16 protein-coding genes and 1 pseudogene are annotated in these 21633 nt (G+C 64.3%); 3 read left to right on the plus strand and 14 right to left on the minus strand.

The genetic code is table 11. The annotated features are described in order from the left end of the window. Nucleotides 1-57 precede the first annotated feature (57 nt). A complete protein-coding gene (locus tag NKL06_RS14210) occupies nt 58-3915 on the minus strand; it encodes a DUF7929 domain-containing protein (RefSeq protein WP_023694240.1) in 3858 nt (1285 codons plus the stop codon). A gap of 10 nt (nt 3916-3925) precedes the next feature. Then, nucleotides 3926-6182, minus strand: a pseudogene (locus NKL06_RS14215) (hypothetical protein). Between the two features lie 202 nt (nt 6183-6384). On the opposite strand from NKL06_RS14215, the gene NKL06_RS14220 reads away from it, so the two are divergent. Continuing rightward, nucleotides 6385-6639: a hypothetical protein gene (locus tag NKL06_RS14220; RefSeq protein ID WP_023694242.1), complete on the plus strand. Its 255-nt coding sequence runs from the start codon at nt 6385-6387 to the stop codon at nt 6637-6639. A gap of 5 nt (nt 6640-6644) precedes the next feature. On the opposite strand, the gene NKL06_RS14225 is transcribed toward NKL06_RS14220, so the two are convergent. The 7 genes from NKL06_RS14225 to bcoG all read right to left on the minus strand — a co-directional run bounded on the left by NKL06_RS14225 (nt 6645) and on the right by bcoG (nt 14394). After that, complete coding sequence (locus NKL06_RS14225) at nt 6645-7586, minus strand: alpha/beta hydrolase (protein WP_023694243.1); 942 nt, start codon at nt 7584-7586, stop codon at nt 6645-6647. Between the two features lie 123 nt (nt 7587-7709). Then, the gene (locus NKL06_RS14230; RefSeq protein ID WP_023694244.1) at nt 7710-8492 is read right to left on the minus strand and encodes a carnitinyl-CoA dehydratase; all 783 of its coding nucleotides are present in this window, start codon (nt 8490-8492) and stop codon (nt 7710-7712) included. After that, nucleotides 8485-10563: an acetate--CoA ligase family protein gene (locus tag NKL06_RS14235; RefSeq protein WP_023694245.1), complete on the minus strand. Its 2079-nt coding sequence runs from the start codon at nt 10561-10563 to the stop codon at nt 8485-8487. Before NKL06_RS14235 ends, NKL06_RS14230 begins: the two co-directional genes overlap by 8 nt. Before the next feature lie 3 nt (nt 10564-10566). Further along, nucleotides 10567-11730, minus strand: coding sequence for an acyl-CoA dehydrogenase family protein (locus NKL06_RS14240; RefSeq protein ID WP_023694246.1), 1164 nt, complete (start codon nt 11728-11730; stop codon nt 10567-10569). 5 nt (nt 11731-11735) lie between these two features. Then, nucleotides 11736-12830, minus strand: coding sequence for a carnitine 3-dehydrogenase (locus NKL06_RS14245; protein ID WP_023694247.1), 1095 nt, complete (start codon nt 12828-12830; stop codon nt 11736-11738). A gap of 2 nt (nt 12831-12832) precedes the next feature. Further along, entirely contained in the window at nt 12833-13456 is a 624-nt protein-coding gene (locus NKL06_RS14250) for an HD domain-containing protein (protein WP_023694248.1), read from the minus strand. A 14-nt stretch (nt 13457-13470) separates the two neighbouring features. After that, nucleotides 13471-14394, minus strand: coding sequence for a 3-dehydrocarnitine:acetyl-CoA trimethylamine transferase BcoG (bcoG, locus tag NKL06_RS14255; protein WP_023668863.1), 924 nt, complete (start codon nt 14392-14394; stop codon nt 13471-13473). A 78-nt stretch (nt 14395-14472) separates the two neighbouring features. Between bcoG and NKL06_RS14260 the strand changes: the two genes are divergently transcribed. Continuing rightward, on the plus strand, nt 14473-15453 hold the full coding sequence (locus NKL06_RS14260) for a GlxA family transcriptional regulator (RefSeq protein WP_023668864.1): 981 nt from the start codon (nt 14473-14475) through the stop codon (nt 15451-15453). Between the two features lie 61 nt (nt 15454-15514). Here NKL06_RS14260 and NKL06_RS14265 read toward each other — a convergent pair whose 3' ends face one another. Together NKL06_RS14265 and xylA are read right to left on the minus strand one after the other, a co-directional pair. Further along, on the minus strand, nt 15515-15718 hold the full coding sequence (locus tag NKL06_RS14265) for a hypothetical protein (protein ID WP_023668865.1): 204 nt from the start codon (nt 15716-15718) through the stop codon (nt 15515-15517). A 205-nt stretch (nt 15719-15923) separates the two neighbouring features. Beyond that, the gene (xylA, locus tag NKL06_RS14270) at nt 15924-17249 is read right to left on the minus strand and encodes a xylose isomerase (RefSeq protein ID WP_023684279.1); all 1326 of its coding nucleotides are present in this window, start codon (nt 17247-17249) and stop codon (nt 15924-15926) included. Between the two features lie 113 nt (nt 17250-17362). Between xylA and NKL06_RS14275 the strand changes: the two genes are divergently transcribed. Beyond that, complete coding sequence (locus NKL06_RS14275; protein ID WP_023689938.1) at nt 17363-17725, plus strand: nuclear transport factor 2 family protein; 363 nt, start codon at nt 17363-17365, stop codon at nt 17723-17725. Between the two features lie 191 nt (nt 17726-17916). On the opposite strand, the gene xylB is transcribed toward NKL06_RS14275, so the two are convergent. From xylB to NKL06_RS14290, 3 genes are all read right to left on the minus strand, one after another. Further along, nucleotides 17917-19371 carry a xylulokinase gene (xylB, locus tag NKL06_RS14280; protein ID WP_023694249.1) on the minus strand — a complete coding sequence of 485 codons (1455 nt, stop codon included), beginning with the start codon at nt 19369-19371 and terminating at the stop codon, nt 17917-17919. An 81-nt stretch (nt 19372-19452) separates the two neighbouring features. Continuing rightward, nucleotides 19453-20778 carry a tetratricopeptide repeat protein gene (locus NKL06_RS14285; RefSeq protein WP_023694250.1) on the minus strand — a complete coding sequence of 442 codons (1326 nt, stop codon included), beginning with the start codon at nt 20776-20778 and terminating at the stop codon, nt 19453-19455. Between the two features lie 24 nt (nt 20779-20802). Continuing rightward, on the minus strand, nt 20803-21426 hold the full coding sequence (locus NKL06_RS14290; RefSeq protein WP_023694251.1) for a LysE family translocator: 624 nt from the start codon (nt 21424-21426) through the stop codon (nt 20803-20805). Nucleotides 21427-21633: the final 207 nt, after the last annotated feature.

Genomic DNA, 21633 nt, shown 5'->3' on the forward strand with positions numbered 1-21633 from the left:
CGAAAAAACCCGCCGAATCGCTCCGGCGGGGTTCTGAATTTTGACTCGTGTCAGATCCTATGGCTTGAAGTTGGCCGCCGGATCCCTTTGCGGCTGTACCTGCGTCTGCGGCGTGCGCTTCGGTATGAACTGCTGAAGGACACCTGGATTGAGCAACAGGGTCGGGTCGAGCGACGGCTGCTGCGGGATCGCCCTGCAGTTCGGGAACCGACCAACCGTGCCTTCGGGGCAGCGCCGCTTGATGATCGGCACGCACTGGCCGCCGACCATCTGCGAGCCCGGGGCGCAGTCTCCCACCTGCGGCCTCGGCTTGCGGCATGCGCCGTCGATCACCTGGGTGCCGCGCGGGCAAACACACTCGCCGCGCTTGTTGTGCACCTGGCCGCGTATGTCGCATTGTTCCAGCACAGGCTTCTTCTGCCGGCAGGCATTGCCTTGCACCTCGGTACCCCGCGGGCAGACACAATTGCCATTGGCGTCGTGGACCTGGCCGCGGATCGAGCACTGCTCGGGCTTCGGCCGGATCGGCCGGCAGACCTTGCCCCTGACCTCTGTGCCGTCCGGGCAGACGCAGTCGCCATTGGCGTTGTGGATCTGACCACGGATCGAGCACTGTTCAGGCTTCGGCCGGATCGGCCGGCAGGCTCTATCGCGCACCTCTGTCCCACGCGGGCAGACACAATCGCCATCGGGGTCATGAACCTGGCCGCGTATGTTGCACTGCTCGGGCTTCTGCTTGTCGCGCACGCAGGCATTTGCCTGTCGGTCGAGATGCGTGCCTTCCGGGCAGTAGCAGCCATTGCCGTCCGACGTCGGGACCGAACCGGGGATGGTGCAGCCAGGCTTGTCGGTCTTGACGCAGGCGCCGTTCTCAAGCTCGGTTCCGCGCGGGCAGACACAGCGTCCATCCTCGGTGCGGATCTGGCCCTTGAGCAGCACGCAGGGCCTCGGATCCTTCGGCTGGATGATGACGCCGCCGTCGGGCGAGCACTGGCCGTTGCGGAACGTCGTGCCTTCCGGACACACGCACCGACCAGCATCGTTCATGACGAAGCCTGGCGAGCATTCCTTCTTCACCTCGCGCTTGATCGTGAAGGGATGGCAGGCATAGGCCTTGCCGCGATCGCCCTGGATGTTGGTCAGGTCGCCGGGCAGTACGTCGCCGCCTCCTTGCACCCTGGTGTCGGGAGACAAGACGCCGACGCAGTTCCGGCCGCTGACGTTGCCCTGCAGATTGGCCAGGGGAGCGTCCGGGAGGACCACGGTGACCTTGTGCACATGGCTTTCCCCGGCGCCGAGCGTCAGATTGGCAATGCAGGTCAACGGCAAGGTCGTCGGTTCGGGCGAGCAGCCGAAGGGCGGCTCGATCGCGGTGATCGCGACGCCTTGCAGCCGCCCCAACCCGTCCACCCCGATCGCATCGCCGATGCGGACCGGACCGGAGAAGGCGGTCTGGCCATCATTGGTGATGGTGATCTCGAACGAGCAGGGTTGTCCGGGCTGGCATTCGGCATCGCCGGTCTTCTTTACGCTAATGGTGGACGTGCCGCCGCCCTTGGCGCAGGCCTGGCCGATCGGGTAGACGACGTCGTCTCCAGGGGCCGGGCCGTATGAGCCGCGTGCGCAGTTCTCGAACGCGCCATTGGCCAAGACCGTCACGTCGAAGTGCCTGGAGGTTCCGGGCGTCATCGCGGCGCCGGGTATCTGGCATGACAGCGCATTGGCCGGAACCGCTCCGCAGGCCCATTCCGCACCGTCGGGTGTGACGGTCTGGATCTGGACCGGCGCGCCACCCGATATCAGCGTGGCAGCATCGTTGACCCGCACCGGACCGGTGGGGGCAGAGGTGCCAAGGCTGATGACGGTGATGCGGCAGGAAACCACCGCCGCACCGGCGAGCGAGCCATTGCAGACCTTGGTGATGCGCAGGGTCGGCTTGCCGCCATTGGGATGACGGAAGCGTTCCTTGGCGCAGGTCTTGTTGTTGGTGAGGTCGACCTCACCGGGGACGGGCTTCAGCGCCGCGCAGTTCTCGACCGAATCCGACTGGTAGCCGGCCGGCATGACCGCCTTGACGACGATCGGCGTCGAGGCGCCCGGCATCAGCACGATGCCTGCATTGTCGCAGCGGAACTGGCCGGGACCGTTCGGTCCGCATGTCCAGGGCGGAGACGGGCCGAAGGTCGAAGAGGCCGGCGCGCCGCCCGGGTAATTGTCGATAACCGTCAGCGGCCCATTATAGGGGACGCTGCCATTGTTGATGATGTCGATCACGAAGTAGCAGATGCCGTCGGGCGTGCAGACCGGGATGCGGGCACGCTTCTTCAGGATCAGGTCGACCTTCTTGTCGACCGGGGGCCGGCAATCGCGGTCGCGGTCGCCACGCCGGCAGATCGGGATCGAGGCACAGCCGCGATCGTTCTGCTGGCTGCCGAACAGCGGCTTGCCGCTGGCGCCGTAATTATAGGTGGCGCAGTTGCGCAGCGCGCTGCCTTGCCAACCACCCGCCGGCTTGAAGCCGAGCTTGAGGTTGATGGAGGCCCCCGGATTGAGCGTGGTCACCGGATAGGTGCACGTCATCGGGGTCACGCCGGGCATGCATACCCAGGGCGGATTGGGCCCTGAATCCAGAGTCGAGCCGGCCGGCAGCGTCACCTCGTCGAGCACGATCTTGCCGTGATACGGCCCGTCGCCGACATTGGTGACCTTGATGGTGAAGTCGCAGCCGCCGCCCATCGTGCAACGCGTCACGTCGGCGCGTTTCTCGACCTTGAGGTCCGGTTCCTTGTCCTTGGGCGGACATCTCAAGTCACGCGGGATGACGATGTCGATGGTCTGCGTGCAGCATAGTCCCCAGCCCTCCTTCGGGCCGGCATAGGTCTCGATGCCGGTTACGATGAGGTGGATGACGTCGCCGGGCGACGCACCGACGATCTTCCAGTTCAGCACACCGCCGCCCGCCGGCACCAATTGCGTGTCGGGGATGATGGTGATGCCTGGGGTCGTCGTCGATACCTGCACCCATTTGCCGCCCATCTCCGGGCCGACAGGCATGTGGTAGATGAACGCGCCGCCACCTTGCACGCAATCGACCGTGCCGCGCTCCACCTTGAAACATTCCCGGTCGGGAGGCGGAGGCCGCTTGTCACAATTGGTGAGGTCGATCTTGATCGAGGTCTTGGCCCCGGTCTTGTAGTCGCCGTCGTCGGGCTTGCCCGGATCCTGCGACGGGATGATGGCCCCCGTGCCGACGCCCGGCGTCACCTTGATCATGCCCTGGTTGTCGACGATGGTCGGCGAAGGAAACGCCGCATGGTCGATCTTGGCGGTGATCTTGAAATTGATGACGCGTTCATTGCCAGCCCCAGCGCCGTCGAGATCGGTGGTGGAAATCCGGAAATCGGAAACCGTTGCCGTATCGTTCGGATTAGCCGAGGTGCTGATTGTCGCACCCGGCAGCGGTCCGCCAGACGCATCCGTGCCGTCGCCGGACACGTTGACGTTGACGATCGCAAGACCGTGCGGAAGCTGATCCTTGAAGTCTAGTTGGAGTTTCTTCAGCCTGGCCGAAAAGCTTTGGTCGGCAAAGCCTTGCGAGTCGCCGCGCAGGCCAAAGCTCAGGGAGTAGACGACGTAGTCGCAGCTCCTCTGTGTGCCTGTTTTGGTGAAGAACGGCACGATCCGTTCCGGCCTCGGATTGACGATTTTTGAATTGTCGAGGTCGAGCCGCAGTTCCGGAGTGATCGGGACTGCATCTTCGGCGTGGCTTGCCACAGGGGTGAACATGGCGACCGCGATACCGGCCGCCATCAGCCAGCGCGCGCCGCGCCTGGCATATGACAGGGGTTTCATGATGGTCTCCATGACGTTGGATTGACTGCTGTTCGCGGTCGGGGAAAGTGCGAGATTTTTCATCTTCCCCTCCTCAACGTTCGCAGCTGACGGCTGGGGTTCTGAGCGGCAAAGTCATCTTGCAGCAAGGGTAGTAGCCACCCTTGTCCTTGTCGGACTGCCTGTAGAAGCAAAGTCCAACATCGACTCTGTCGCCCGGAGAATGGCCGGTGATGTCGACCGTGTAAGGCTTACCGGGAGCATGCGACTGGGGTGATGTCACCCCGACGCCTGGTGTCATGGACTGGACCTTGATCGAATCGCCGCCAAAGCCGGCATGGTCATGGAGATAGAGGTCGGCCTGGAGGCCGCGAGGCGTGCAGTAGAACTGAACATCCTCGACATCGATGCACGGAGGCAGATCGCCGGGCGGTGGGAGGTCCGGCGGATAGAACGGCGGCAGATAATCGCCGGGGATCTCTTCATAATAGCCGGCCCGGCCTTCGCAGGGGTGCCAGACCTCGACGTCGCCGACATGGCCTTCCACTTCCGGGTCTTCGAAATAGCCGTCGAAGTCGACGAACCACGAGCCGAAAGGCGGCACGTTGGCCGGCTTGACCAACGGCGTCGGCGTGATCTGCACGCCGTGCACGCCAAGCGGCCCGCCGGCGGCGAGCTGGTCGGCAAGTGTCGGGCTGTCGCGCAGCTTGTCGCCGGTGTTGACCAGCGTGTCGGTGCACACGCCGGTGTCGAGATTGCCGTCGGCGTCATAGCCATATTGCAGGTCGAGCCCACCGGCCGACTGCCGGTTGCCTTGCGGGAAGCCGACCGCATATTCCTGCGGCTCTTCCACCCAGACCGATTCCGTCGCCGGATCGACCGGGTTTTCGCGCCAGTAGCGGATGACCTCGCCCCTGCCGGAATCGGCGAACTGGCTGTAATCGTAGCGATTCTCGACCGGGCCGCGCTGCGCCAGATACATGAAACCCTGGTTGTCGAAGGCGATGTCGGTGACGGCGTAGTCCTTGTCGGCCTTGACTGTCAGCTCCCAGCGCGGATCACCGGCAAAGCTGCCATCGCGGGCAATGCCAACCGACCAGATCTCGGCCTTTTCGCCGACCGAATAATAGAGCCGGCCGCCATGATAGGCGACGGACCAGACGCGGCGTTCGTCCTGCGTGTAGCCCCATGTGTCGGGGTCTTCCGAGTCGAAGGCAGCACCCTGTATGTCCATCACCGCACCGTCATCGGCGACGGGAGCCAGCCCATGCGCCGGCCGCCCGGCAACGCCGTGATCGAATGTGTCGATCAGCGTGCCGTTGGCGTCGAGGCGGTGGATGAGGCCGGTGTCGAGATCGCTGGCGAAGAACTCGCGGTGATTGCTGTCGAAGCTGATGTCGCCGATGCCGGAACCGCTGTTGGTGTCAATGTCGGCGAATTTGGGAGACCGCGCCGGTGATGCCGTCGATCTTCCAGATCGTGCCCGGACCGCCACCGCTTTCGGTGCCGAACTGGCCGTCCATGAAGACGGCGCCTGCGGTGCCGCGGCGCTGTCGCTCGGGCCGACCGTCGGCATCGTCGTCCGGGGTGACGATACGGATGCCGTGCAGCGAGGTCGCGCCGGCATAGAGATTGGGGACGCCCGAGGGAACGCCGTCGCGCATACCGTCATCATAGGTGATGGCGAATACCTGGCCGATCTGTTCGGCCGTCACCTCGAAAGGCGGCGGCGTGTAGACGAGCTGGCCGGAAGCCGGTCCGCCGAGCGCCGAAACGTCGAAGACGCGCAAGGTGGCGCGCGTCGTGTCGATGAAGGTTTCGTCGACCGGGTCGACGCCGGGCGGCAGCCCCCCCCTTTCGGAATCGGCAGAGTCGAAATTGGGAATGACGGTGCCGGAAAATCCGGTGACCGCCATCGAGCCGGGATAGATGATCTGGGTTTCCTGCGCTTGGGCGGCTGTGCCCAACCAGAGCGCGGCGCTCAGCGCCAGGGCAAGCAAACCGCCGCCCAGATGGAGCGAACGGCGCAAACCGCCGCTTGGAGACGACATGGACGCGCCGCGATCGCAGGACATAAAACTCCCCCCGAAGTTTTCGGGAGGAACATCCGGTCCGGCCGCGCGAAACAGGGCAAGGCGCGGCGTTCCGGCACGTTCGTCCCTGATCGAATTGTCTGCTTTCCTCATCTTCACGATACGCCTGCTCCTGCGCAGGGTCAACGGAATCAGCCGAAAGCCCAGCGCATCGACTCCATCCCGAAGGCGGTGGTCGCGCTGAGCTTGCGTTGGTCCCGGAGACCGTGGAGCCTCTGGGGTCCTGGTCATGGGGGCATCCTTTCCGGCCCGCACCATGCGGCGCCTGGTCGTCAGTCGCAGGCTGAAGCGGAAAGGTTCATGCAAAACGGCGGCCGGGTCTGTCCGCCACTTCACAGAGGCGCGGCTAATTCCTTGTGTCAACTCAAGGTGGAAAACAGTCTTGGCGCGCGAAAGACCGGCCGGCTTACTTACCGTCAGTGCCGGCTTCTGCTAGCGTCTTCCCAACCCTGGGGGGATCATGACACGCAGGCACTTCGTTCTCTTGCTGGCGGCGCTTTTTCCATGTGCGTTGCCGGTCCATCAATCCGTAGCCAAGACCTTGGTCTACTGCACCGAGGTTAGCCCCGATACGTTCGATCCCGCACGCGCCTCCGGATCCCGCGACGCCTCGGCCACCGCTCTCTACAACCGCATGGTCGAGTTCGAGCCCGGCACCACCAAGGTGCGCCCCGATCGCATGGCCGAGACGCTGATCGCCTTTGTCCGCGGCTGAGCCGTTCACCAGATCCAGTCGCCTCTGCACAGCACCGACACCGCCTCGACGATACGGTTGAAGCTGGCGCGGGCCCGGCCAACCGTGTGCCTGGCCCGGAGATAGCCGTGCACCAGTCCCGGCTCCTCGAACCAGGTGGCATGGCCGCCGGCAGCGAGGACGCGGTCGCGATAGGCCTCGCCGTCCGACGACAGTGGATCACACTCAGCGGTGATCAGCACTGTCGGTGGCAGGCCGATGAAATCTGCGTCGGCCATTGGATACAAAGTGATGTCGCCGGTCCCATCGACGCCGCCGGTGCGGATATCCCTGTAGAAGTCGAGATCGCGCACCGTCAGCATCGGCGCTTCCGCATGCGTCAAATAGGAGCCTTGCGAACGGTCGCCGCCGAGGCCCGGATAGATCAGCACCTGGCCGATCGGCTTTTTGGCATGGCCACGCCTTGCGTGAGCAACAGCCGCGCAGAGATTGCCGCCGGCGCTGTCGCCGCACAGCAGAATAGGGCGGTCGTAGGTTTTGGCTGCCCATTCGAAGGCACGTAAAGCATCGTCGAAAGCGGCCGGGTGCAAATGCTCCGGCGCCAGCCGGTAATCGATGGAACCCACCTCGTAACCGGTGCGGGCGCAGAGCTCGGCGCAGACATCGTCATGGCTGTCTAGGCCGCCGAGGATGAAACCCCCGCCATGGATGTAGAGCACCATCGCCGCCGTGTTCGGGGTAGCGCTGCGATAGATGCGGATCGGGATGTCGTGTGATCGGTTGGCAATGAAAGTCGTTTCCGCCGTCACACCATTGGGATAGCCGGCAAAGAACTCGCGGCACATCCGGTCATAAATCGCACGCTGCTGGGCGATGGTGTAGTCGATCGTATCGGGCGGGTAATAGGAATTGGTCCGCTCGATGAAGGCCCAGGTCTCGGCATCGATGAGGGTTTTGTAGTCGGTCATGCAGCTCCTTTACCTCCCCCTTGATGGGGGAGGTCGCCGCGAAGCGGCGGGTGGGGGTGGTGGCGCATCACCCCACCCCGGACCTTCGGTCCGACCCTCCCCATCGAGGGGAGGGTAAAGAGGCTACTTCCCCTTCCACACCGGGTCGCGCTTTTCTGCGAACGCACGAAACCCTTCCATATTGTCCTCCGAGCCATACAGCGCATCGACCGTCGCCAATTGCCGACGCGTCACGCGGTTCATCGCGTCCTGGAAGGTCAGCGCCTCCGCCACCCGCGCCGTCTCCTTGATCGCGGCGAACACCAGCGGCGGGCCGCTGGCGAGCAGCCTTGCGATCTCCCAGACGCGCTCCTCGAGCTTGTCCTTGGGCAGCACTTCGTTGACCAGGCCCCAGCGATGCGCTTCCGCCACATCCATCCAGCGGCCGGTGAGCAGAAGGTCCATGGCGACATGGTACGGAATGCGCTTGGGCAGCTTGATCGTCGCGGCATCAGCCAGCGTGCCGGCGCGGATTTCGGGCAGGGCGAAGGAGGAATGGTCGGAGGCGAAAATGAGGTCGCAGGACAGCGCTAGCTCGAAGCCGCCGCCCACCGCCATGCCGTTGACGCAGGCAATGATCGGCTTGTTCATGTCGCGCAGCTCCTGCAGGCCGGCAAAACCGCCGACGCCATAGTCGCCGTCGACCGCGTCGCCACCGGCGGCTGCCTTCAAATCCCAGCCGGCGCAGAAGAACTTGTCGCCGGCGGTCTTGACGATGGCGACGCGCAGTTCCGGATCGTCGCGGAACGCCTTGAAGGTCTCGCCCATCAGCCGCGACGTTTTCAGGTCGATGGCGTTGGCCTTGGGCCGGTCGAGCGTGACCTCGAGGATGGTGCCTTCGCGGCGAGTTGAAATGACGTCAGACATTCTTCTTCTCTCCCAGCACCAGCAGCGCGTCGGCAATCCAGGCGCCCTTGCCCTCGGCGCAGACGATCAGCGGGTTGATGTCGAGTTCCTCGATCTCTCCGGCATTCGTCTGCACGAAGCCGGCAATGCCGGCGATGGCGTCGATGGCAGCCCCGACATCGGCCTTGGGCCGGCCACGATAGCCGTCGAGCAGCGGAAACAGTTTGAGGCCAAGCAGGGCGGCCTCGATGTCGTCGCGCGTCGCCGGCAGCATGAGCGTAACGCTGTCGCGCAACAGCTCGACCAACACGCCGCCGGTGCCCAGTGTCATGACCGCGCCGAACATCGGATCGCGGGTGAAGCCGACGATCAACTCGGCAACGCCGTCGCGCACCATGCGTTCGACATAGAGGCCGGTGCCGAGCGGCAGCAGATCATGCGCGGCCGTGCTGACCGATTCGGCGTCCTTGAGATTGAGCCTGACAGCGCCGACCTCGGATTTGTGGGTGACGCCGAGCGCCTTCAGCGCCACCGGGAAGCCGAGCGCCATGGATGAGATGACGGCCTCGACAGCGTTAGCGGCACGTTCTGCCTTCGGCACCGGCAAGCCGGCCTTGATCAGCCGCGCCTTGGCTTCGGCCTCGTCAGGGGTGACATGATCGCCGCCGGCAGCACCGGCAGCCGATGTGTCGATCGGCTGCGCCTGCGGCTCGGCCCAGGCCCAGCCGATGAAGGCTGCCGCGCCTGCGGCGTCCATGGCCTCGGAAATGCCGAACAACGGCACCATGCCGCGCGCCATCAGTTCGGCGGTATATTCCTCCGGCAGGTTCTCCGGCAGCGAGGAGACGATCGCACCATGCGCCTTGTTGGTCTTCAGCGCCGATTCGAAGGCGCGCAGCGTCGCCCACCAGTCGGTGACCGAGCAGCGGTCGGGGCGCGGGAAATCGAGCACCAGCATGTTGAGGTCGAAACCGCCCGACACCATGGCGGTGAAGGTGGCGGTCATCGCCGGTTCATTGTTCCAGATGAAGGTGTGATAGTCCAACGGGTTGGCGACCGCGACCAGCGGCCCGAGCGTCGATTTGACATGGGCGCGGTGCTTGCTGGTGAGCTCCGGGAAATTGACCCAGCGGCCTTCGGCGCTGTCGGCCATGACAGAGGCTTCGCCGCCCGAGCAGCTCATCGATGACAGTCGATAGCCGGGCAGTGGTCCTGTGACATGCAGAAGCTTCAGCGCCTCGATAAAGGCGGGGATGGAATCGACGCGGGCAATGCCGAGCCGCCGCAGGAAAGCGCCCGAGGCAGCGTCCGAGCCAGCCAGCGATGCCGTGTGCGAGACCGTCGCCTGCCGCGCCTGTTCGGACCGGCCGACCTTCATGGCGATGATCGGCTTCTTCAGTTCGCGCGCCCGCGCCGCCAGCTTCTCGAAGCCGGCTACCGAATCGAAGGCTTCGATGTGCAGGCCGAGCGAGGTGACGCGCTCGTCCTCGATCAGGCCGAGCGCCATTTCGGAGAGGCCGGTCTGCGCCTGGTTGCCGGCGGTCATCAGGAAGGCGATCGGCAGGCCGCGCTTCTGCATCGTCATGTTGATGGCGATGTTGGAGGACTGGGTGATGATGGCGACGCCCTTGGCGCCTTCGGGCAGCCTGATGCCGCCATGCTGGTCGGGCCATAGCAGCGCGCCATCGGCATAGTTGATCAGGCCGTAGCAGTTCGGCCCGATGATCGGCATCTGGCCCGCGGCAGCCACCAGTTCGGCCTGCAGCCGCTCGCCGTCATCGTCATAGGCCTCGGTCTCAAGAAAGCCCGCGGCAAAACAGACGGCGCCGCCGGCGCCGCGCTCAGCCAGCGCCTTGATCACCTCGATGGTGAGATGCCGGTTTACGCCGACAAAGGCGGCGTCGGGCGCCCCGGGCAATTCGGCGACCGAGCGATAGGCCTTGCGGCCGGCGACCTCGTCCTTGTTCGGATGCACCGGCCAGATTTCGCCGACAAAGCCCATCTTGATCGATTGGGCGACGACGGCGGCGGCCTGGGCCCCGCCGAACACCGCGATGGATTTTGGGCGCAACAGACGCTCAAGCTTGTGCATGGGTTATGCCCCGAACGGGCGCAGCAGCGCCCGCGAAATGATGTGGCGCTGGATTTCCGACGTCCCTTCCCAGATGCGCTCGACGCGGGCGTCGCGCCAGATGCGTTCCAACGGCAGGTCGTCCATCAGCCCCATGCCACCATGGATCTGGATGGCTTCGTCGGCAACGAAGGCGAGCATTTCGGTAGCCTTCAGCTTCGCCATGGCCATGTCCTGATCGGTGACGGTGCCCTGATCGTACTTCCAGCCGGCTTCGAACACCATCAGGTCCGCCGCCTTCAATTCGGTCGCCATGTCGGCGAGTTTGAACGACACGCCCTGGAACTTGCCGATCTGCTGGCCGAACTGCTGGCGCTGCGCGGAATATTCGATGGCATGACCGAGCGCCCGCTCGGCGCGGCCGAGACAGGTGGCGCCGACCTGCAGGCGCGTGGCGCCGAGCCAGGAATTGGCGACGTCGAAGCCCTTGTGGACCTCACCCAGCACCTGGCTTGCCGGCAGGCGGCAATCGTCGAATTCGAGGATGGCGTTGGTGTAGCCGCGATGCGAGACGTTGCGGTAGCCGTCGCGCACGGTGAACCCCTTGGTGCCCTTGTCGACGAAGAAGGCGGTGATCTTCTTGCGCTTGCCGCGCGGCGTTTCTTCCTCGCCCGAAGCCATGAAACAAATCGCGAAATCGGCAAGATCGGCATGGGAGATGAAATGCTTGGTGCCGTTAAGGACCCAGTCGTGGCCGTCCTGCACCGCGGTCGCCTTCATGCCTCGCAGGTCGGAGCCGGCGCCGGGCTCGGTCATCGCCAGGCAGTCCCACTTCTCGCCGCGGATGCACGGGAACAGGTACTTTTCGCGCTGCTCGGGCGTGCCGGCGAGCAGGATGTTGGAGGGGCGCGCGACGCAGGTCCAGTGCAGCGCATAGTTGGCGCGGCCGAGTTCCTTCTCGTAGAGCAGCCAAGTCACCGTATCGAGGCCGGCGCCACCGACATCGGCCGGCATGTTGGCCGCATAGAGCCCGGCTTCGATTGCCTTGACCTTGATCTCCTCGATCAACTCGCGGCGCAGCACGCCGGTGCGCTCGACCTCGCGTTCATGCGGGTAAAGCTCATTCTCGACGAAAGCGCGCGTCGTCTCGACAATGAGCTTCTGTTCCTCCGACAGCCCGAAATCCATGGTCTTCAGCCCTTCTTCTTTTTCTTCGGTTTTTCCGCCTTCTTTACCGGCTTGGATGCCTTCGCCTTCTCTGCGGCCCTGGATGCGGCCGGCTTCTTCGCCGCCAGCTTGGCCAATTGCCTGGTATAGTCCTTGTGCAAGGCGCCGGCGCCCCAGCCCTTGCCTTTGTTCTGTTTCGACAGAGCATCCATGATCGCGACCAGATTGTCGTCGCGGATCTTTTCCAGTTCGCGGATCGACAGGCCGTGCGCCTGGTCGTCCGACTGGGTGGCAATAAGATCGACCAGCTCGTCGTTGAACTCCGGCACGTCCATAAGCTTGGTCCACGGCCATTTCAGGCACGGCCCGAACTGCGCCATGAAGTGGCGCATGCCGGCTTCGCCGCCGGCGACGCGATAGACCTGGAACATGCCCATCTGCGCCCAGCGCAGGCCGAAGCCATAGCGCATGATGTCGTCGAGTTCCTCGACCGTGCAGATGCCGTCCTTGATCAGCCACAGCGCCTCGCGCCAGGCCGCTTCGAGCAGGCGGTCGCCGACAAAGGCCTCGATCTCCTTGCGGATCACCACCGGCTTCATGCCGATCGAGGCATAGATTTCCTTGGCAACCTCGATCGCTTCGGGGAACGTCTGCTCGCCGCCGACGATCTCGACCAGCGGCAGCAGGTAGACCGGGTTGAAGGGATGTCCGACAACCAGCCGCTCCGGATGCTTCTTCATCGCCACCTGCATGTCGGTCGGCTTGATGCCGGAGGTAGACGAGCCGACGATGGCGTTGGCCGGCGCGTAGAGATCGATCTCGGCCAGCACGCGGTGTTTCAGGTCGAGCCGCTCCGGCACGCTCTCCTGGATGAAATCGGCGTCCGCCACCGCCTCGGCGATGGTCTTGGCAAAGGTCAGTCTGCCTTCCCTGGGCAGGCCGCCGGGAACCATCTGCTTGTAGGCGCGGCGCGCGCCCTTCATCACTTCCGAGACCTTGCGCGACGCTTCCGGGTCCGGATCGAAGATCGACACATCGATGCCGTTGAGCAGCAACCGCGCCACCCAACCGGCGCCGATGACACCGCCGCCAATGGCGGCTGCCTTGTTGATGATGCTCATGGTCAGGCTCCGGTTCTTGTCTTGGCGGTTTCGGGGTCGATGAGAGGCACGCGCTCGCCGACGCGGATCACGGAGGGGTCGTAGGCCTTGCGGGCGAAGACTTCGAGCACGAACTGGCGGAAGAATGCGATCGGCAGCGTGTCGTAGTCCGGGTCGAAGCTCGACTGGTCCCAGCGTTCGCAAAACTGGTCGCAATCGTCGAAATAGGCATGGCCGGCGAAGCGGTCGCGAGCATGGCGGTTGCCGCCGAGATGATGCGCGTAATAGAGCCGCTGGAAGTCGCCATGCTTTCCCACCACCCAGGTGCATTGCTCGCGCACGAAAGGTTTCAGGATCGAAGCGGCGTATTCGTCGTGATTGTAGGGAGCGTAGATGTCGCCGATGTCGTGCAGCAGCGCGCAGGCGATCCAGTCGGTGTCGGCGCCGTCACGCCAGGCCCGCGTCGCCGCCTGCAGCGAATGGCCGAGCCTGGTGATCTTGTAGCCCGACAGGCCTTCGTCGAGTTGCACCAGTGCGTCGAGCAGCCGCTCGCCGGTCCTGGCGGCATAGTCGATCTCATGGGCGGTCAGGAACTCGTAGTCTTGCCTGTCGCCATCCTTCATCGCAGTGAATTTGACGGTAGCCATGATCCGCTCCCGTCTTAAGCAGCCGCTGCGATCGGCGCCCGCTTGGTCAGGTTGAGCTTCCTGCGCACTTCCTCCGGCCCCAAAATCCTGGCGCCGAGATTGGTGACGATGCTGGCGGCGCGCTCGACCAGCTGCGCATTGGTGGCCAGCACGCCCTTGTCGAGCCAGAGATTGTCTTCGAGACCGACGCGGACATTGCCGCCGGCGAGCACTGCAGCGGCTGCATAGGCCATCTGGTTGCGGCCGATGGCGAAGGCCGACCAGTTCCAGGTCGACGGCACGTTGTTAACCATGGCCATGAAGGTGTTGAGGTCGTCCGGCGCCCCCCACGGCACACCCATGCAGAGCTGCACCAGCGCGTCGGGATTCAAGACCTTTTCTTCGACCAGCTGCTTGGCGAACCAGAGGTGGCCGGTATCGAAGGCTTCGATCTCCGGCTTGACGCCGAGCGCCGTCATCATGCCGCCCATTGCGCGCAGCATGCCGGGCGTGTTGGTCATGACATAATCGGCCTCGGCGAAGTTCATGGTGCCGCAATCCAGCGTGCAGATTTCCGGCAGGCACTGGCGCACATGTTCCATGCGGTTGGTGGCGCCGCCCATGTCGGTGCCTTTTTCATTGAGCGGCAGCGGCGCTTCCGGTGAGCCGAACACCATGTCGCCGCCCATCCCGGCGGTCAGGTTCAGGATCACATCGACTTCTGCCGCGCGGATGCGGTCCGTCACTTCGCGGTAGAGATGGACATCGCGGCGCGGCTTGCCGGTCTCGGGGTCGCGGACATGGCAGTGGACGATGGCGGCACCGGCCTTGGCCGCATCGATCGCCGAATCGGCGATCTGCTTGGGCGAGCGTGGCACATGCGGGGAGCGGTCCTGCGAGCCGCCGGACCCGGTCACGGCACAGGTAATGAAAACCTCACGGTTCATCGCGAGCGGCATGGACATCTCCTCCCCATAGAAACAGACCCTAACAATGACCGACTTGCCGGAAACTGTTTTGCAATTTACGAAGCTCTCGTGATCAAAAGCGAAAAACCGACCATCTTTCGCGCTGAGCGATCGCCGCTCAAGGTGACGCTGCTGGTGTTTTCAGGCTCGTCCATCATGTGCGTGGCGTCGACCGTCGACCCGCTGCGCGCCGCCAACCGCATCTCAGGCGAGACGCTGTTCGATTTCAAACTGGTCTCGGTCACCGGCGAGGCGCCGGTCACCACATGCGGCCTGCCGGTGGCGGTCAGGGGCCGCTTCGATGCGGCCGAGCCGACCGACGTGCTTGTCGTCGTCGCCGGCTTCGGCACCCAGAATTACGCGACATCGGCTCTGCTTTCCGGATTACGGCGAGCGGCCCGCGCGGCTCGCGCCTGCGGCGGCGTCGAGGCCGGCACATGGCTGGTGGCGCGCGCCGGCCTCCTCGAAGGCCGCAGCGCCACCACCCATTGGGAAGACATGGAGGATTTTTCCTCCGCCTTTCCCGGCGTCGACGTGCGTCCGGACCGCTACGTCATCGACGGACCGGTGTTCACCTCGGGCGGGGCGTCGCCGACCTTCGACCTGATGCTGCATCTGATCCGCACCCGGCTCGGCATGGCCGTCGCGCTCGATGTCGCCAGCGTCTTCATCTACGACCAGGCGCGCGCCGCGACCGACGCGCAGCCGCTGGTCTCGCTCGGCCGGCTCGACGGCTACGACCCGCGTCTGGCGCAGGCTATCCGGCTGATGGAATCGCATGTCGACCAGCCGCTGACCATCGACGCGGTGGCAAAACGCGCCGGGGTGACGGCGCGGACATTGGAGAGCATTTTTCGCAAGTCGATCGGCGAGACGCCGGGCGCATATTATCTCAGGCTGCGGCTGGGCGCGGCGCGGCGGCTGGTGGTCGACACGCGGATCGCCATGGCGGATATTGCCGGGCGGACGGGGTTCTCGTCCGCCGCGGCATTTTCCAGAGCGTTTTCAAGAGCGTTCGGCGAAGCCCCGGTCAGGCTGCGCCGAGGTTGATGCATGTCGCCCAAAAGTGTGTCGCGGTTTTGGGATTACGACATGCACGGACAAAGGGAGATCAGGCTGCGTTCTGTCGATCGCTGCCGGCGTCCATCTGCGAGCGCATCTGCCTCGCCAGACGGACTTCAAATCGGCTGCTGACAGCACGATCCCATTCGTTTTTCACGCTGTCGGTCGGCCGCGGCAGCGCCATCAGCCGGTCGATGATCGATCCGGTCTCGCCGGATGAGAGCAGGGCGTCGATTTCGCGTTCATGCTGCATATCGGTTCGCCTCCTTCCTTTTCACCCGCCACAACCGCATCCTTATACGAGATACGTGACGGCAGTTTGAAGGCAAGAGCGAGGTCATTGAGGGGCGCCAAAGGGCAAACCCTTGTCGTCGGATAGGGTCTTGCGCAAACCCCATTCCGGGGCGGCCGGAATGTTATCCAGCCACCCTTGAGCACAACGAATCGGCTTTCCGCCCTCAGACGTAGCGGTTGACGATGTTTTCCAGCAACTCCTGGCGGCCGGAGCGTGGCTGCGGCTCGATCTTCTTCTTCACCACGCGCTCGGCGATGTCTTCCAGCGAGCGCTTGCCCGACAGCATCGCCTTGCCCTCGGCCGTGTTCCAACCGGCATAGCGCTCGGCCAGCGGACCCGACAGCGCCTTGTCCTCGACCATCTTGGCGGCTGCCTTGAGACCTCGTGCGCAGGAATCCATGCCGCCGATATGGCCGATCAGCAGGTCCTGCGGGTCGAGCGACTGGCGGCGCAGCTTGGCGTCGAAATTGGTGCCGCCGGTCTTGAAGCCGCCGGCCTGCAACACCTGGTAATAGGCCAGCGCCATCTCCGGCACATTGTTGGGGAACTGGTCGGTGTCCCAGCCCGACTGGTAGTCGTTGCGGTTCATGTCGATCGAGCCGAAGACGCCGAGCGCATTGGCCAGCGCCAGCTCGTGCTCAAAGGAATGGCCGGCAAGAATCGCGTGGCCCTGCTCGATGTTCAGCTTCACTTCCTTCTCCAGCCCGAAGCGCTTGAGGAAACCGTAGACCGTGGCAACGTCGTAGTCGTACTGATGCTTGGTCGGCTCCTGCGGCTTCGGCTCGATCAGGATCGTGCCTTTGAAGCCGATCTTGTGCTTGTAGTCGACGACGAGACTGAGGAAGCGCCCGGCCTGCTCCTGCTCGCGAGCAAGATCAGTGTTGAGCAGCGTTTCATAGCCCTCGCGCCCGCCCCACAGTACATAATTCTCGCCCTTCAGCCGCTTCGTGACGTCGATGCAGCTTTTCACCGTCGCCGCCGCATAGGCGAAGACATCCGGATCGGGATTGGTGGCGGCGCCCGACATGAAGCGGCGGTTGGAGAACAGGTTGGCCGTGCCCCAGAGCAGTTTGACGCCGGTCTTCTTCATCTTGGCGGCAAAATAGTCGGCGATCTCGTCGAGCCGCGCGGCACTTTCGGAGAAATCCTTGCCTTCCGGCCGCACGTCGGCGTCGTGGAAGCAGAAATAGGGCGCGCCGAGCAGCGAGAACATCTCGAAGGCGACGTCGGCTTTCAGCTTGGCCAGTTCCATCGTGTCGACGCCGCCAGCCTTGGGAAACCAGGGCCGGTCGAAGGTCTGGCCGCCAAAGGGATCGCCGCCCGGCCAGGCGAAAGAATGCCAGTAGGCGACGGCGAAGCGCAGATGGTCTTCCAGCCGTTTGCCGGCCACCACCTCGTCGGGATTGTAGAAGCGGTAGGCCAGCGGATTGGTGGAATCCGGCCCCTCATACTTGATCGCTTTGATGTCGCCGAAAAATCCGCTGCTCATGATTTCCGTCCTCTCTCGAATAGTTCACCCTGATTACCTCAGGCGTAATTGGTTTCGCTCTCGCTTGGGGTGAAAAGCCTCGTGTCAAAGCCACTCAACGAAGGAGACAGACCATGACCGACCTCAATACGATCGCCCAGAACTACATCACCGCCTGGAACGAGGCCGATGCGGATCGCCGTGCCGAACTGCTCAAGGCCACCTTCACCGAAGACGTCAGCTACCGCGATCCGCTCATGCAGGGCGACGGCCACGCCGGCGTTGCTGGGCTGATCGACGGCGTACAGCAGCGCTTCGCCGGCTTCCGGTTCTCGCTGAAGGGTACGCCGGACGGGTTTGGCGACCGCATCCGCTTCTCGTGGAATCTTGGGCCGGAAGGCGTGCCGTCGGTTATCGAAGGCACCGATATCGGTGTTATCGAAAATGGGCGCCTGAAGAGCGTCACCGGGTTTCTGGACAAGGTGCCGGCGCAGTGATCGATTAAGGGTGGCGCGAGACACCCCCCTCTGCCCTGCCGGGCATCTCCCCCGCAAGGGGGGAGATTGGCTGGCATCCACGCCTTCGCTAATCACCCACCTTACAAGACTGGCATACCCGCCGACGCTGCCGATCTCCCCCCTTGCGGGGGAGATGCCCGGCAGGGCAGAGGGGGGTGCCTCGCGCCGACTCACGCGGTCATGCCTTTGATCGCCGGGTATAGCGCCCGGTAGCGCTGGTACGCATCGGCATACGCCCCGCCAAGCGCAGCATCCGGCTCGATCGTCGCATCCGTCCTCGGCGCCGTGCACACCGCCAGCGGATCAGCCCCTGTCGCCGCGATCAGACCAAGCCTCGCCGCGCCAAAGGCAGCACCGAAATCGCCGTCGGCCGGAATGTCCACGGGCACCTGCAGCGCCGTAGCGATCGCCTTCAGCCAGTAGCGCGAGCGCGAGCCGCCGCCGATTGCCGTCACCCGCGTCAAATCCGTGCCGGCGGTCTTCAAGGCTTCGAGACTGTCGCGGAATGCGAAGGCGACGCCTTCAAGCACGGCCTGCGTCAGCACCGCGCGGCTCGACTCATGCGCCAGTCCGGTGAAGGACCCACGAATGGCGGAATCATTGTGCGGCGTGCGCTCGCCCGAGAGATAGGGCAGGAACGACACCCCGCTCGGCGCTTTCAGCACATCGCCAAGTTCGGCGGTCAATTCGCCGGCCTTCTTGCCTGAAATCTCCGACAGCCAGTTCAGCGAATCGGTCGCAGACAGGATGACCCCCATCTGGTGCCAGGTGTTGGGCAGGGCATGGCAGAAGGTGTGCACCGCGCTTGCCGGATTGGGCAGGTAGGAAGCGTTGGCAGCAAACAGCACGCCAGATGTGCCCAGCGACACAAAAGCGTGGCCGGCGCCGACCGTGCCCATGCCGCAGGCTGAAGCCGCATTGTCGCCCGCGCCACCGGCCACCGGGACGCCTGATGCTATGCCCCAGTTGGCGGCCAGTTCGGCGCGCAAGGCTCCGGCCTTCTCCGTGCCTTCGACCAGCGACGGCATCTGCCTTTCGTCGAGCGATGTCGCCGCAAGCAATTCGGGGGACCAGCGCCGCTTGCCGACATCTAGCCAGGAGGTGCCGGCGGAGTCCGACATTTCTGAGATATGCTCGCCGGTCAGCCAGAGCCGCAGGTAATCCTTCGGCAAAAGCACCTTCGCCACTTTGGCGAAGACGGCAGGCTCATTGTTCTTCACCCAGGCGAGTTTCGGCCCCGTGAAGCCGGGGAAGACGATGTTGCCGGTGAGTCGGCGAAAGCGCGGGTCTGCATCGAGCGCCGCGGCCTCAGCGTGGCTGCGCGTATCGTTCCACAGGATGCAGGGGCGCAGCACCTGGTCGCCGGCATCGAGCAAGGTGGCGCCGTGCATATGGCCGGAAAGGCCGATGCCCTTGACCGCGGCAAGCTCTTTCGGGTGCGAGGTTTTCAGCTCGGCGATGGCCGTCTCGCAGGCGCGGATCCAGTCGGCGGGGTTTTGTTCGGACCAGCCGGGATGCGGCCGCGATACGTCAAGCGAAGCATGGCCGGAGCCGATGATCTTCTGCCCGGCACCGATCAACAGCGCCTTGACGCCCGACGTGCCGAGATCGAGGCCGAGATACATGCATTCCTCCCATTGCCATTAATTTTTTCGGGTCTCGAAAAAATCTGGCTTGCCAGTTTTTAAAACAAGATCCGCCGCGGGTCAATTCTCTGACAAATTGGCGGCGCGTTGCGAAAACAGCGCCGACAGCGGACTGTCCGGCCGGACCAGTGCGCGCTCGGCGGTCAACGCCCAGGCAAGCGCCGTGTCGCCGGCGCGCAACGCCGCCTCGATCAGCGTGAGATCAATCACATCGCGCTGGGCGTGGCTGCCGCCAAAGCGATGGGCAATGGCGCGGATCGGTCGGATCAGGCGCACCGCTTCGCTGTAATTGCCCTCGCCGAATGCCTTGATGCCTTCCGTCAGTGGCTGGCCGACATCCCGGGTAAAGGCGGCATTGTCGTCGCTGCCGCGCATCGCCTCGTGCTGGGCTTCGAGCAAGATCTTGGCCGACGCTTCGAGCCCGGCGCCGACGAATGCCATCATCGCATGCGCATCGTTGAAGGCGTAATTGCCGGCTCCAGCCTTTGGCGCCCAGTTGGCGGCGAGCGCTGCCCAGCGGTCGCCGACATCGACACCGCCGAGATAAAGCCGCCACAGGATCGCGGATGCATCGACCATGTTCAGCGCCAGCGTCGAACGCTCGCCATAGATCGGCCCGTCATAGAGTTTGAGCACCTCGTCGGTCTCGCCGAGATCGTAGTGGAACAGCGCCAGATGCCACCAATTATGCACCTGCAGGAAGCTCTCTTTGGTCCACGCCTCGGGATTGGCGCGCATCCAGGCGATGCCGTCCCGTTGCCGGCTCTGCATCTCCATGACATGGGCGACCGCGTGCTGCGCCCAGCCGTCTCGCGGCTCGATCTCGATCGCCTGTCGGCCGAAACTTTCGGCTCTGATATAGTCGCCCATCTCCTCGAGACCGAAGGCCTGCATACCGAGAATGGCGTGATAACCTGGCATGCCGCTCTGCCAGGACGGTAGCGCGCGGCCGATACGGTCGCGCAGCATGCGGGCATTGCCGGTGAAGAAGTCGATCTGGTGGCCGACCTGCAACGCCACCGCGTCGAGCGGGTTGTCGATGGCGATATCTTCGAGCAGGCGCGCGGCGTCATGCCAGCGTCCCTCGGCAAGGTGGCCAAGGGCCGCCACATGCGCCTGTTCGCGCGGCGTCGCGGCAAGCGGCAGTGCCGCAGCATGGCATGCCTGGGCGACCGCCGTTGCCTCGCGTTCGGTGGCGAGGCCGAACAGATACCCCTTGAAGACATGCGCCATGACGAAACCGGGATCCGCCGATATGGCGCGGTCAACGGAGCCGACCGGGTCGCCGACGAAGCATTGCAATTCATGAACGGCCTGGCTGTAGGGTGAAAACCCGGCCTCGGTCGCGCCCGAAAACATTAGGCCGAATGGATCTCTTACTGCCATATCGGCCCTGATGCTCCGCAGTTCCTAATGGCCCGAGCGCATCGCCACCGTGGCGATCCCGGCGCCGACCAGCAGCGTGCCGCCGGTGCGGTTGAAGATGCGGATCGCCTTGGGGTTGCGTACGACGTTGCGGGCGCGCGCCGCAATCAGCGCGTAGCCGAAGGCATTGGCGAAGGCGAGCGCCAGGAAGGTCGTTTCGAAGATCAGCATCTGTGTCCAGAAATCGGCTTCCCGATTGAGGAACTGCGGCAGGAAGGCGACAAAGAACGTGATGCTCTTCGGGTTGAGTGCGGTGACCAGCCAGGCGTGCGCCATCATCTTGGCGGCCGAGACGGCATCTGTGCGTGGTTCGGCTTTGAGCGCGCCGCCGGCGCGAAACAGTTTTACCCCGAGATAGATCAGATAGCAGGCGCCGATCAGCTTCAGAATGGTGAACACGGTCGCCGACGCGGCCAGCAGCGCGCCGATGCCCAGCATCGACAGGGTCATGGCGGTGAAGTCGCCCAGCGCCACGCCGACGGCCATCGGCAAGGCAGTGCGCCAGCCCTGGCCCAGCGCATAGGACACGACCAGAAGAATGGTCGGGCCCGGAATGATGAGCAGCACGGCCGAGGCGGCGGCGAAGGCGGCCCAGTTTTCGAACGACATCTTTGTCTCCTTGAGCGCAAAGAAAAGGATAAATCCTCGTGTGCGGAGGAATGTAAAGAGCCCTCTCCCAAAAATGCACTGCGGACCATTTCGCCCGACCGCTGCGGCTATTGGCGGCACAAGTTTAATGCCGGTCGTTGGGCCTTCACCCTTTTTCAACCATGTTTGGCGAAACTGCCTGCTATCCGGCCGGACCGTGTTTCCCGC

It is taken from the genome of Mesorhizobium sp. C268A (assembly GCF_040324475.1).
Lineage (GTDB): Bacteria > Pseudomonadota > Alphaproteobacteria > Rhizobiales > Rhizobiaceae > Mesorhizobium.

Bases quoted from the DNA above. Each gene is read 5' to 3' on its own strand.
- NKL06_RS14210 (WP_023694240.1), bottom strand. From the start codon at position 3,915: ATGAAAAATCTCGCACTTTCCCCGACCGCGAACAGCAGTCAATCCAAC.
- NKL06_RS14220 (WP_023694242.1), top strand. From the start codon at position 6,385: ATGACACGCAGGCACTTCGTTCTCTTGCTGGCGGCGCTTTTTCCATGT.
- NKL06_RS14225 (WP_023694243.1), bottom strand. From the start codon at position 7,586: ATGACCGACTACAAAACCCTCATCGATGCCGAGACCTGGGCCTTCATC.
- NKL06_RS14230 (WP_023694244.1), bottom strand. From the start codon at position 8,492: ATGTCTGACGTCATTTCAACTCGCCGCGAAGGCACCATCCTCGAGGTC.
- NKL06_RS14235 (WP_023694245.1), bottom strand. From the start codon at position 10,563: ATGCACAAGCTTGAGCGTCTGTTGCGCCCAAAATCCATCGCGGTGTTC.
- NKL06_RS14240 (WP_023694246.1), bottom strand. From the start codon at position 11,730: ATGGATTTCGGGCTGTCGGAGGAACAGAAGCTCATTGTCGAGACGACG.
- NKL06_RS14245 (WP_023694247.1), bottom strand. From the start codon at position 12,830: ATGAGCATCATCAACAAGGCAGCCGCCATTGGCGGCGGTGTCATCGGC.
- NKL06_RS14250 (WP_023694248.1), bottom strand. From the start codon at position 13,456: ATGGCTACCGTCAAATTCACTGCGATGAAGGATGGCGACAGGCAAGAC.
- bcoG (WP_023668863.1), bottom strand. From the start codon at position 14,394: ATGCCGCTCGCGATGAACCGTGAGGTTTTCATTACCTGTGCCGTGACC.
- NKL06_RS14265 (WP_023668865.1), bottom strand. From the start codon at position 15,718: ATGCAGCATGAACGCGAAATCGACGCCCTGCTCTCATCCGGCGAGACC.
- xylA (WP_023684279.1), bottom strand. From the start codon at position 17,249: ATGAGCAGCGGATTTTTCGGCGACATCAAAGCGATCAAGTATGAGGGG.
- NKL06_RS14275 (WP_023689938.1), top strand. From the start codon at position 17,363: ATGACCGACCTCAATACGATCGCCCAGAACTACATCACCGCCTGGAAC.
- xylB (WP_023694249.1), bottom strand. From the start codon at position 19,371: ATGTATCTCGGCCTCGATCTCGGCACGTCGGGCGTCAAGGCGCTGTTG.
- NKL06_RS14285 (WP_023694250.1), bottom strand. From the start codon at position 20,778: ATGGCAGTAAGAGATCCATTCGGCCTAATGTTTTCGGGCGCGACCGAG.
- NKL06_RS14290 (WP_023694251.1), bottom strand. From the start codon at position 21,426: ATGTCGTTCGAAAACTGGGCCGCCTTCGCCGCCGCCTCGGCCGTGCTG.